The organism is Croceibacterium salegens, from assembly GCF_009827435.1.
GTDB classification, from domain to species: domain Bacteria; phylum Pseudomonadota; class Alphaproteobacteria; order Sphingomonadales; family Sphingomonadaceae; genus Croceibacterium_B; species Croceibacterium_B salegens.
In genome coordinates this window covers 1-11,562 of the sequence record NZ_WTYM01000061.1, presented here as the reverse complement: position 1 = coordinate 11,562, position 11,562 = coordinate 1, and the positions used below count along the sequence as shown (strand labels likewise).

General features: G+C 59.7%; 9 protein-coding genes. 3 read left to right on the top strand and 6 right to left on the bottom strand.

Going from position 1 to position 11,562, the window contains the following annotated elements:
* A partial coding sequence (locus GRI89_RS17300) for a DUF6152 family protein (protein ID WP_159794863.1) occupies positions 1-318 on the top strand: 318 nt, incomplete at its 5' end.
* A complete protein-coding gene (locus GRI89_RS17295) occupies positions 318-1,079 on the top strand; it encodes a hypothetical protein (protein WP_159798281.1) in 762 nt (253 codons plus the stop codon). The genes GRI89_RS17300 and GRI89_RS17295, both read left to right, overlap by 1 nt.
* Here the strand turns inward: GRI89_RS17295 and GRI89_RS18325 are convergent.
* The 4 genes from GRI89_RS18325 to GRI89_RS18115 form a co-directional block, all read right to left on the bottom strand.
* A complete protein-coding gene (locus tag GRI89_RS18325) occupies positions 1,076-3,634 on the bottom strand; it encodes a helix-turn-helix transcriptional regulator (protein ID WP_159798279.1) in 2,559 nt (852 codons plus the stop codon). The two genes, GRI89_RS17295 and GRI89_RS18325, sit on opposite strands and share 4 nt — an antisense overlap.
* A gap of 1,112 nt (positions 3,635-4,746) precedes the next feature.
* On the bottom strand, positions 4,747-5,160 hold the full coding sequence (locus GRI89_RS17285) for a hypothetical protein (protein WP_159798277.1): 414 nt from the start codon (positions 5,158-5,160) through the stop codon (positions 4,747-4,749).
* A 736-nt stretch (positions 5,161-5,896) separates the two neighbouring features.
* Positions 5,897-6,403, bottom strand: a complete 507-nt coding sequence (locus GRI89_RS17280) for a hypothetical protein (protein ID WP_159798275.1) — start codon at positions 6,401-6,403, stop codon at positions 5,897-5,899.
* A gap of 629 nt (positions 6,404-7,032) precedes the next feature.
* Positions 7,033-7,533, bottom strand: a complete 501-nt coding sequence (locus GRI89_RS18115) for a hypothetical protein (protein ID WP_235913503.1) — start codon at positions 7,531-7,533, stop codon at positions 7,033-7,035.
* 202 nt (positions 7,534-7,735) lie between these two features.
* On the opposite strand from GRI89_RS18115, the gene GRI89_RS17270 reads away from it, so the two are divergent.
* On the top strand, positions 7,736-9,619 hold the full coding sequence (locus GRI89_RS17270) for a TIR domain-containing protein (RefSeq protein ID WP_159798272.1): 1,884 nt from the start codon (positions 7,736-7,738) through the stop codon (positions 9,617-9,619).
* Between the two features lie 136 nt (positions 9,620-9,755).
* Here GRI89_RS17270 and GRI89_RS17265 read toward each other — a convergent pair whose 3' ends face one another.
* Both GRI89_RS17265 and GRI89_RS17260 read right to left on the bottom strand, forming a co-directional pair.
* Positions 9,756-10,556 (bottom strand): alpha/beta fold hydrolase, encoded by an 801-nt coding sequence (locus GRI89_RS17265; protein WP_159798270.1) that lies wholly within the window; start codon positions 10,554-10,556, stop codon positions 9,756-9,758.
* 206 nt (positions 10,557-10,762) lie between these two features.
* The coding region (locus GRI89_RS17260; RefSeq protein ID WP_235913283.1) for a hypothetical protein at positions 10,763-11,562 on the bottom strand (800 nt) is incomplete at its 5' end.

The following is an 11,562-nucleotide window of genomic DNA, read 5'->3' as shown; positions in this document are numbered from 1 at the left end:
GTGTTCTTCGACCCCGAGAAGAGCGTGACGGTCACTGGCGTGGTCACCGCCTTCCGCTTCACCAACCCGCACGGCACGATTGCGCTCGACGTGACCAATCCCGACGGAACTGTCGAGCACTGGCGCGGGGAGACCAATGCCCCGGTGATCCTCGTCCGCCGCGGCTGGACGCGCGACATCATCAAGCCGGGCGAGACCGTCACCCTCACCGGCTGGCCCTCGCGCGACGGCAAGCCCTACATGCGCGTTTCGGCGGTCACCGACGCCAACGGCAAGTCGATCGGAATCGCCCCGTTCGGACGGCAGGACCAGAGCTGATGCGGCTTGCCCTCGCGGCGCTTGCCGCCATCGCCATTACCGCCCCGGCGCTCGCCGAAGACGCCGGCCACCCCGACCTCTCGGGCTACTGGAATGCCCCGTTCCGCGGCTACCCGATGCCCGACGACCTGAAGGCCAAGCTGCCGCCCGATACGGTGGTGCTGGAAGATACCGGCGCGGCGGAATTCCCGCGCGGGGTCTACGGCGGGCTCAAGCTGACACAGAAGGCGCTCGATCGTGCCAGGGACTGGCAGCCGACCGACGACATGACCATCGCCCGCGTCTGCCAGCCGCAGTCGATCATGTACACGGTGCAGGGCCCCTTCCCCTTCCAGGTCATCGAGGCTCCCGGCCTGATCGTGTTCCGGTACGAGTACTACGACCAGTACCGGCTGATCTACACCGACGGCCGCGGCCACCTGCCGGCCGCCGCGCCGCACACCAAGATGGGCGATTCGATCGGCCACTGGGAGGGCGACGAACTGGTCATCGACACCACCCACCTCGCCCCCTCGACCATCACCAACAACGGTCTCGACCATTCGAGCGAGGCGCACATGGTCGAACGCTACCGCCTCGCCGACGACGGCAAGTCGCTCGAGGCGACGCAGTGGTTCGAGGACCCCGAAATGCTCGAAAACCACGGCGCCCGCTACATTAAGTGGACTCGCGGCAGCGACTACATCTACCCCTACGACTGCGACCCGACCTTCGCGCTCGAATACCAGGGCAAGGATGCGCCGGAGGCGGCTGGAAACTAACCGATAAGGCCCTCTCGACGGACTAGAGCGGCCGCTTCACTGCGCGTGCGCGTTCCGGTCTTCGCGAGGATCGACGAAACGTGGTGGTCGACCGTCTTGGGCGAAACGAACAGCTTCTCGCCGATTTCCTTGTTGGTCTTGCCGCTGTCGATATGCACCAGCACTTCCAGTTCACGCTTGGTCAGGCCGAAGTCGTTGCTCCGGGTCGAAGACCGCGGGCCGCGCGTGCCTTTGCGGATTCCACGTTCGGCCAGTTCGGCGCGAACCCGCCTCGCCGTCGCTTCGGCTCCGAGGCGTTCGAGAATCGCCAGACCTCTCGCCGCCTGCCCCTCGTCACCGTCGCAAAGGAACAGCGCTTCCTCGAACGGCAACGCCAACTCCTGCACCGCCTTCGCCGCGGCATCGATCTCGTTCTTTGCCACCATGGCGAAGGGAAGCGGGAGGTTTTCGGGCGCCTTCTCCGTTCCGCCCAGCTTGCGGCTCCAGTGCCACAGCATGGCGGCGTCCCACGGGCTTCCGCCCGGCGGCACCTGGGCGAGCACCTCGGCGACGATTTCGAGCGCGGCGGGAACGTCTTCCCCACTCGTCCAGGCGTGCTCCGCCTCGATCAGGGCGAGGCTGCTGAACCGCGGCCACTCGCGCCCGGTGGTCATGTGCCTGCGCAGTTCGGCGATCAGGGTCTCGCTATCAACATCCCCGCGCCTGACGGCGATCGTCGCCTGTGCGCGAATGGCGGGATTGCGCGTTACCGGTCCCTTGTCGACCGCGGCGATCACCGGAGCCGCCGCTGCTTCGGCCTCGTCCCATCGACCCAGGCGGAGCAGGCACAGCGCGATCCCCCCGTCCATGTATGGCCCCCAGTTGTCGAGGTCGTGGTCGCGGCTATATTCGATCCCTTCCCGGAAGACCTCGATGGCCTCTTCGTGCCGGTGAACCATCATCAGCGCCCAGGCCTTGTTTATCGCGGCCGGCGCGACATGCTGGTGGATGCCTTCCGTCCTTGCCAACGCGATACTCCGGTCGATCAATTCCAGCCCGCGCTCGAGATCGATGAATTGCAGCGATGAACCGTGGCAATTCAGCGCGGCCGCCAGGACGTCCTTGCGATCCAGCCTCTCGGCGATCGGAATCGCCTTTGCGCACAGTTGGGCGACGCAGGGAGAGTCGTCGGCGAGCATGGCAAACCCGGCCATCGTGGCGAAGGCATGCGCCAACTCGCCCGTCTCCCCGAGCGGTTCGAGGACATCGATGGCGCGTTGAACCGATTGTTCGGCTAGGCCTCGCTCGCCATTCATGTAACGCAAGGTCGCGAGGAACCGAAGGCTGTCGCCCTCTTTCAGCGTGTCGCCGGCGTGGGCGTAGAGATCAAGCGCCCGCTCCTGCCAGCGGATCGCCTCGGGCAGGTTTCCGAGCACGTGCAGCTCGAAGGCGTATTGCCTGCAGACCTCAGGGTCCTGCGGCGGATCGGAGGGGTCGATCATCGAGCGCCAGGCATCGACGGCAGCGCGGTGAGCTCCGAGCCGGGAAGCTTGCCGGGCGGCGACTGGGGCCAGTTCGGCGACCCGGCCTCTGTCTCTCGAATGGATCGCATGATGCAACCGCCGCGCCGCACTCGCCCGTGTGCTGTCGAGGCGCGCGAGCTCGTTGGCGTGCAGCTGCTTGCGCAGGAGCGGCGACAACGCCGCTTCGATTGCGTTGCGGGTCAGCTCATGGCGAAAGGTCAAGCCATCGGCGTCCTGCAGCAGGAGGCCGCTATCGATGCAGCCTTGCACGTCGACGTGCTGGGCACCCGACGCCTCGATCTGCTCGATCGAGACCCGGCGGGGTATGATCGAGCAATAGTCGAGGAAAGCGCGGGCCGCCGGCGCCAGTTGGCTCGCCCGACCGACGACGAGCTCGTCGACCGAATCCGAACGCACCCCCGAATTCGCCAGCAATTCGGTGACCAGCAACGGATTGCCGTTCGTGAGGTCGTGGATCCGGGCACCGACCTGTCCGTGTCCGGCCGCCAGTTGCCCGACCGCCAGCGACGAAAGGCGCTCCAGGTCGACACGGCGACGCGCCGTCGGCGGAAGGTCGCTCAGTGCCCGGACCACCCGGCCGCGCGCCGGCTGGTCCTCGTTGCGCGACGTGACCACGACGAGCAGTGGAAGGCCCTCGATGCGTCGCCCGAGGTAGCGAATGAAGTCGATGCTCCCGTCGTCCGTCCAGTGCAGGTCCTCGACGAAGAGAACGCTCGGCAATTCGACCAGCCGGTCGAGCGCGTCGCGAAAGAGTTCGAGGCGCGATCCGCCGTCGAGTGCGGCATCGACCGGCAGTCCGCCAAGTTCGCGCAGGTCCCGCAAGACTGTAAGGGCTTCGGCCGAGCTGATGTCCTCGCAAGCCGTCCACAGTGGGCGCATCGCGTCCCCGAGGCGTTCGGCAAATGCGCGCAGTACGCTGGTCTTGCCGATCCCGGCCTCGCCGATGACGAAGACGACCTTGCCTTGCCCCTCCGCCGCAGCAGCCGCGAGGGCATGTAGCTCTGCCAGCACATCGTCGCGTTCGAGCAGCATCCTAGCCGCATGCTTATGACAATTTTGGCAAATGGGGACCCTGCAATCGGCTTGACTGATGGTCGCAACCGTTCGGATCGCAGATCCGCAGCAACGTGCAACCAGCTATCCAAAACCCGACAGTTATCATTTGCCTCGTGCAATTGTAGCAATTGGACCATTTCGAACGTCCGCTTCCCACCCAGTTCGCGACCTGAACGGCGAGCTGGCAGAGCGCCAAGAACGGACCAGCCGCTAACGACCCAATTGCGGACATTAGCCAGGCTACCGAGTTACGAGCGCCTAGGAGCAGACGGCTGGTTACAACCCATTGCGGACGTTTATCTAGCCGCGATCTAAAATCACCAATTCTTCACGCGAAGGTTATGACATCAAATGATCCCTTTTTCAATTATAGCGAAATGCGATGCAGCCTGGTGAACTTCTCCCCTCAATCACGCTTCCAGATGGTGATGACGCTCTCACTTGCGTTAGCCCTCACAGCTTGCGCCGAATGACAGAATCCGATCGAACGTGAGAGCCGAGATTGGCTTCCGGGAGCAGCGTTCAATCTCAACCGAGTTGTTGTTCCATTGCGCACGTGTCAGCCGCAAAGGGCAAACGGCCATCAGACTATTTGAGTGGACGGCTCAAACGACGATGTGCGACCTCATATCACCTTCGGGGATGATGCCAAGATCGACGAGATAAAGCACTAGCTATTGGACGTTTGCGTCCTCGGTGCCGACTATTCGCTCAGCGGAAGTTCGAGCAAGCCGGTTGCTTGGGCGGAATTCATTTTGTTTCGAAAAGGCTTGGCAATTGGAGGTTCGATGACCTCCATTATCTCTAATGCCAAACCGGAGCCGTGTGCCTCACAGGCAGAAAGCGACTAAAGCTTTAGGGTGGTCACTAAGACAATCACCAAAACACCTTGCCGCTGGTTCTGGAGACGCTCAGTGGGAAAATCGAGCAAGTTCGCTTCTTTCCCCATTCGTGACCTGACTGCCGAGCGGAGCGCGTGCCACGAGCGGACAGGCTGCTAACGACCCCACTCCGTGACGGCACCGCCAAACTTGGCGGCTGCCATGTTCCAATCGACCGCTAGCGACTCAATGACTGAAACAGGCGGTTCAATGCCAGTATTTGCCACTTACAAAAAGAAGGGACTCAGTTGCCAGCACCTGGTCACCGTCGAGAAGCGAGACCCTCTTATCGTCTACTGTAAGTGCGCTCGTTGCCGAAAGCGGAAAAATTCGACCGAAGAACTGGATGGAAGAAGTATCTACCTGAACTGGATCGCCTCGATTGCTAACGGCCTTCAATGCCGGGCGTGCGTATCGAATGATCCAGAATCCGAGCGCAGCCAGACCAATAAGAAGTTCGGTACCGAAAAGCGGATGAACAAGGATGCTATTAGGTCCCCTCATCCAAATAGCCAGGGACTCAAAGACCGTCATGATCACTGGGAAAATTATCGCAATCATCGCTTCACCGCGTCGATAACGGGTCAATATCTTCTGGTTAGGCGTGAGAACGAACTTCATGAATCAGTGAACAAATTTCCTGAACAGAGCATCTTCTAACGCACCAACCATAAACACTGCAACCCCTACAAACCAAACAGTTTGTACCCTGATTGTCGATCCAAAAAGAAGCCAACAGCAAACCCGTTCTTAACCGCCCAGTTTCAGTCAAAAGGTCCGATGTCCGAGCTTGAGAAGCGGCCCTTCCGCTTCCGTTTTGGGAAAGGACCGCCTCGACCTCAGATTTCGGTGCTGTCAGTCTAATCGCAACTTGTCTCCGATTGACTCAGCTGTGTCTTGATGGCGCAAGCCTCAGGCCATGAGGTCCTGCCACTCGGCCAGTGCGGCCGAGCGGCGGGTCTTGAAGGTCTCTCTGTCGGGTAGTGGGTCAGTTTGAAAATGACACTTATGCTTGAGGGACTATGCATGGACGCTCAAGCATAAGTGTCATTTTCAAACTGACCCACTACCCTGAAATCCCTTAGCTTGACGTCAGCCGGCTTGATCACCGGGTTTGCAAGGTCCGCCATTCCGTTTCCTCCCCTCCGTATGTCTCGGCCTCGACTCCTGCCTGTCGGCGCGCCCATCGCTCGTAGATGACCGCCCCCCAAGAGATTCGCAACTATGCGTTGTCTCGCCTCACGTCCGCTTTTGGGTCGTTGCCAGCCGGTCCGCTCCTGGTTTCGCGCAAGCTCGGTGACCACGGCGCAAACTGGGTGGGAAGCGGACGTTCCGTGAGTGGTCGAGATGACCACCCTCACTCCTTTAGGATGAGATCGCGCTCCGACACTCGCACGTATCGGTCCTTGCGCCACCAGTAGGTCTTAATCGTAGATTGAAAGGCGCTGCCGTGCATTCGGGCGGAAATGTCATGTCGCCCAGCGTGCGATGAAGGCAAAATCGAACACGTCTGCGCGATGCTGTTTAGAACCAATTTCCAGCCATTCTTTTGCCGCTTGAATCCATAAAGCCCGCAGTTGCCGGTGGGCGAGCAGCCATACATAACGAACAACGTGGGCGTCTCCCCGGGGGAGACACTCACCCATGCTGTTCGCATCCAATTCGAGCCAGATGGATATTTAGCGATCTCCCGACGCAACAACTTCCTTGCGATGCGCTGGGCTTGAAAGTCGTCTTGCCGGAAGTCTATCGATTGCGCAGCCGATCCAGCTCCGCGAGCCATAGAAGCCTGTCCAAATGAGAAACACAGGAAGGCTAGCAGCAACAAGGCGCCGAATAGCGTGTTGGCAAAACCGGCTTTCATCGACGTTGGAATTACATGGTCAGACCAAATGTCCGCAATGGGGGTTACCGGCTGGTCCGCTCCTGGTCGATGCCTGGCGCGTCCAATAGGTCATGAATTGGGTGGGAAGCGGACAGAAGTTCAGCCGTCGCTGCGACCGGTAAGCCGATCCCACACGGAGATGAGGAGAAAAGTAGCAAGCAAAACTGGGATTAATAATTTCCAACTGCTGAAGCCGGTGCTTTCCCGCAAAGCAATCAACCCTGTTACGGCTATAACGGGGAATATTATGTGCCTCGCTCGATTAATTCGTTCCACCATCGCGTGGTCCACTCCTGTCGCTCTTCTCGCTCCTTAGTAATCACACTTCCAAGGGATGGTCGCAATCTGGGTCGTATGCGGCTGGGCCGCCTATTCCAGTCGAACAGCAAGGCATTAGAGCAATGAGTCGACTGATCCCTTCAACATGTCATGAAACTGTCACAACGCCCTCATAGACGGACAAGTGCGACCCGAAGGGTGTTTTCCCACCCTATCAACTGCCCCCGCTGTGGTAATTGCGACCACTCGGGGGCACTTTTTTCAAGGTCCGTTTCTGGCGCACGCCTATGTTGGCGACTGGGTCCCGAACTGGGTGGAAAGCGGACATTCTACGAGCGTGTGAAGGCTATAGTTTCACTGACCTCGAACGGCGGTTGAGACACGCAATCGAACCAATCAACTTTGAAGCCTTCGAGGCGATGGAAATGCTCGATGAGGTTGTCCCAGCCCTTGAGGTCCTCGTGAAAAGTCCAAACCTGCCCTTCGCTCGACACATCGCAACAGATCAGGTCATCCGTGATCTGATCCCGCTTATAGAAGACGATACCGTCAATCAGCTCAACTGGCAGGCTCGCCAGCACGTCTCCATCGATTGCAGGTGAGCTGGATCTAGTTGTCAGCCATCTAACTAGCCAGTTCCTAGCCAAGAGACCGAGGAACCGAACTCCCAAAATGAAACCAACTAATAGGACGACCAAGACAGCGGTCACACTTTGGTCCCGCAGAGCTTCATACGCCCCACCTGCAAACGCGCATCCGACTAGGAACAGCAACCACTCTGCACCCTTTGCCAGTTTGACGGCCTGATATCGGTTCGACTTGTCTTTCATTGCTTGCTTGGAGCAGGGTGTCACAATGTCCGCAATGGGTCGTTACCGGCCGGTCCGCTCCTGGCACACTAACGGCTCAGCGGTGGGGTCACAAACTGGGTGGGAAGCGGAGGTTCTTGAGACTCTTCTTGTCTTGAATGGTGCACTAAGGAATATGATCGAGCCGATCCGCAATGGCTGTAGTCACCAAGGGGGGAACCCTTTGTCCGCGCCCGATATATTCCTGTCCTACAACCGAAGGGACGCCGATCGGGCGAAGCATTTTGCAGCAGGCTTTGCCGCACAGGGACTCGATGTGTGGTGGGATGTCGCACTGCGGTCGGGCGAGGCCTACGACACGGTCACCGAGGAAGCACTGAAGAACGCAAAGGCCGTCGTCGTCTTGTGGTCGCCGCGCTCTGTCGATAGCCGCTGGGTTCGGTCTGAGGCGACACTGGCCGACCGCCGCAAGACGCTCATTCCGGTAATGATCGAACCCTGCGAGCGGCCGATCATGTTCGAACTGGTGCAGACTGCGGAGCTGTCGCACTGGCATGGCGATGCTTCGGACGCGGCGTGGAAGGCCTTTGCCGCGAACGTATGTGACTTCGTCGGCAAAGCTGCCCCCCACCCGACAACTCCCGCGGCCGCGCAAGTCCTGCGTACGGACCCTGACAAGGTCGCAATTGTCGTCCTGCCGTTCGCCAACATGAGTCGCGACGAGGACCAGGAATATTTCGCCGACGGGATCAGTGAGGATGTAATCACCGACCTGTCCAAAGTATCGGCACTCGCCGTCGTGGCGCGCAACACTGCGTTTACTTTCAAGGGCAAGGCGGTCGATGTGACGAGCGTTGCGCGACAGCTCAATGTGACCCATGTGCTCGAAGGCAGTGTGCGCAAGGCCGGCAACCGGGTACGGGTGACCGCCCAGCTGATCGACGGGGCGAGCGGCAACCATGTGTGGGCCGACCGCTGGGATCGCGATTTCGACGACATATTCCGGCTGCAGGACGAGCTGTCCGAGGCGATTGTCACTGTCCTCAAGGTCCGCCTGCTGCCGGAAGAGAAGAAGGCGATCGAGACGCGCTTGACCGAGAATTCCGAAGCCTATGATCAATACATTCGCGCGCGGGCACTGCGCGCGCTCGGCGGCGGTGACACCATGAAGCGCGCTATCGAGGCCTATCGCAGGGCAATCCAGCTCGACCCCGAATTTGCAGCGGCATGGGCTGGCCTCGCAAGCGCCCAGGTACAGAGCCCGTGGTTTGGCCATGAACTGGACAAGGACGACCCTCGCGAGAAACACGTTGCGCTTGCTCGGGCAATCGAACTTGCGCCGGATTCTATCGACGTGATTGCCGCGCGTTCGTTCTTCTGCGTTTACAGTTACGACTGGCAGGAAATGGAGGCCTGCCTCGCGCTGTGGGAAATGCGGGGAGAGAGCAAATGGACTGCCTATGCGGCCCTGCTGGCTGCGCTCGGCAGGCCGAAGGCGGCCTGCGAGCGCCAGGCGAGCGTTTGCCGATCGGACCCGTTGTCGGTCGGTGCTTCGTTCGTTTACCAGCACATGCTCGACTGCGCCGGCTTTCTCGAAGCGAGCCAGGCCGAATATGAGCGGGTACGCGACCTGCCGTTCGGCAATCCTGAGATTTACGCTCGCACGGCCATCCGGCTGGTCGGACTGGGCCGACGCGAGGAAGCGCGCCGATTGCTCGCTGAGAAGTTCAGCGAAGGCAGGGGGCCATTCCCCTACGTCTCCGACCTCGTTTCAAGCTTTGACCAGCCGGACGAGGCGCGCAGGATCCTCGCTGCGGCACGCGAAGACCCGCGCTGCGAAAACCAGTCGGAGCAGGGCATCATTGCACTTTGGGCGGCCGTGTTTGGTGATCCGGACACCGCCTTTCGCGCGCTGCGCAGTGCGATCGTCGAGCGCACCGGCCTGATCGGCGAAGCGTGGAACGCACCATTCGCTGCCTATCGTGGCGATCCGCGCTTCAGACAGATCCTGATCGATGTCGGCCTCGTCGATCACTGGCGCAAGACCGGCCAATGGGGGGAATGCGCCCGACCTTTGGGTGAGGATGACTTCGAGATAGTCGCATGATTTCCTGGACGCCAGCAATTGGGTCGTTAGCGGCTGGTCCGCTCTTGGCGCTCTGCCGGCTCGGCGTTGAGGTCACAAACTGGGTGGAAAGCGGACATTGGTTTTTTGTCAGCTTCCAAGGTGGCGACTTTAGGCCTCAAGCGACTCTGACTAGGAAATCAGCCGTCTGCTCTGGCACATCAATCATCATCATGTGACCGCCGTCCCACGCTTCGACGTGCCAGCCCGGAGCGTCCTTGAACTGATCATGGATTGCCTCGAAATCGGCCGAACTGCGCATCCACAGATAGGACTTTTTGGCAATCGAGTCGACGGCGCCTGTCAAGTGCAACGGCTCCGAGCCCGGACCGTTAGGCATTTCGGTGTAGCGCCAACGCTGGTCCTCAGCCAAGCCGAAGGATTTGAACATTTGTGCCGGCATCGGGAATGCCAGGATCGGATTGCCTTCAGCATCCACCGGCGCGGGGCTTCCCGGGGGAACTCCCATCAGACTCAATATCGAATCGCCGTCTCCTGGTACTAGTGCGTCGAGATAAACGAGTGACGTGATACGGTCGGAAACTTTGTCCGCTGCCCCCGTGATCGGCATTCCGCCATAGGAATGACCTGCAAGGACCACGTTCTCTAGCTGGTTATACCGGATGACGTTGACGATATCGTCGATATGGGTGGTGAGATTGAGTTTGTCGTCAAGCAGGTGGACGCGTTCGCCAAGCCCGCTCAGGGTCGGCGTGTAGACGGTGTGACCGCCTGCGCGCAGGATCGCCGCGACGTCGTCATACACGAACCCGCCACACCAGGCGCCTGGCACCAAGACGAATGTCTTGCTTTGGCCTTCCGGCGCTGGGCAGGTTTGGGCTTGCACTTGAGCCGAACCAAGGATCGCTCCGGCAGCCATGGCGCCACCGGAAAGCTTCAGGAAATCGCGCTTATTCATTGTGAGTCTCCTTTCCCTGATCCTTCCAATACACAAAGCCACGTGACGGCCGGCACCTTCCAATTTGCTTCGAACGTATAGAAGCTAGCATGACGTTCCATCGCGGCCGAACTATGTAGGTTGAGCTGTTTCGAAAGCGTCCGCTTTGGGTCGTTTCCCACTTGGCAGCTAAGGGGGGAAAGTGATTTCTTCTTCGAGCCCGATATTTAGCTTACAAACCAGTTGAAGAATGACCGCCAAGGCCTCGTCTGCGCCAAGGTGAACATCGATACCTGCATGGCAAACATAAGTCCTGCGGCGATGAGGAATGGGTTGTGCCTTCCCAGCTTGCGGCGTTCCCATAACCCAAGTGTCAGCAAGACAATGTCCAACAATAGCCATGAACCGACGAGGACCGGGAAAGTCGCCTCCGTGGGAGCCGTGCGGTTGATGATGCGATCTGTCGCTGCAGTGATGATGGGGAACACCGTGCATAGTATATAGCGTGCGTGGAGTGCAGTCCGTTTCCGGTGGATGAGTGCCAGTGTGAAGAAAGCTCCAAAGAGCGCGGCACTGGCCAGGGAAATGAACAGGAAGGGGGGAATCATCGCGACCTGTTCTTCCGGGACGGCTTGATCCGGCCCGACCATGAATATCAACTGCTGCCGGATCAGAAGGACCATGACGGTGAGGATGAAAGCCACAAAGAGCGGCGTTATCCTGCCGATCTGCCGGTGCAGGGATCTATAGCCCTTTCGTATCAACAGCGGTTGAACGACAAGCAGACAGAACCAGAGCGTCATCGAAATCGCATGGACATAGTAGAGCGGAAACTGCTGCCTGGCCTGGGTCATATGAAATGGGCCGGAAAAATATGTCGGCCAGAAACCCCAGATCGCAACTAGGAAAAAGCCAAGAAAGATTAATGCCCCGAAGCGCGAAAGCAGCCCAGTCATAATCTTGCCCCCAAAGACGCTGCTGCGAACCTTAGCATGGGCGGCTAGGTGCTCCAAATCTCCAATGTTTT

Excerpts from the sequence above, each read along its gene's own strand:
- GRI89_RS17265 (WP_159798270.1), bottom strand. The coding sequence starts at position 10,556 with ATGAATAAGCGCGATTTCCTGAAGCTTTCCGGTGGCGCCATGGCTGCC.
- GRI89_RS18115 (WP_235913503.1), bottom strand. The coding sequence starts at position 7,533 with ATGAAAGACAAGTCGAACCGATATCAGGCCGTCAAACTGGCAAAGGGT.
- GRI89_RS17295 (WP_159798281.1), top strand. The coding sequence starts at position 318 with ATGCGGCTTGCCCTCGCGGCGCTTGCCGCCATCGCCATTACCGCCCCG.
- GRI89_RS17280 (WP_159798275.1), bottom strand. The coding sequence starts at position 6,403 with ATGAAAGCCGGTTTTGCCAACACGCTATTCGGCGCCTTGTTGCTGCTA.
- GRI89_RS17285 (WP_159798277.1), bottom strand. The coding sequence starts at position 5,160 with ATGAAGTTCGTTCTCACGCCTAACCAGAAGATATTGACCCGTTATCGA.
- GRI89_RS18325 (WP_159798279.1), bottom strand. The coding sequence starts at position 3,634 with ATGCTGCTCGAACGCGACGATGTGCTGGCAGAGCTACATGCCCTCGCG.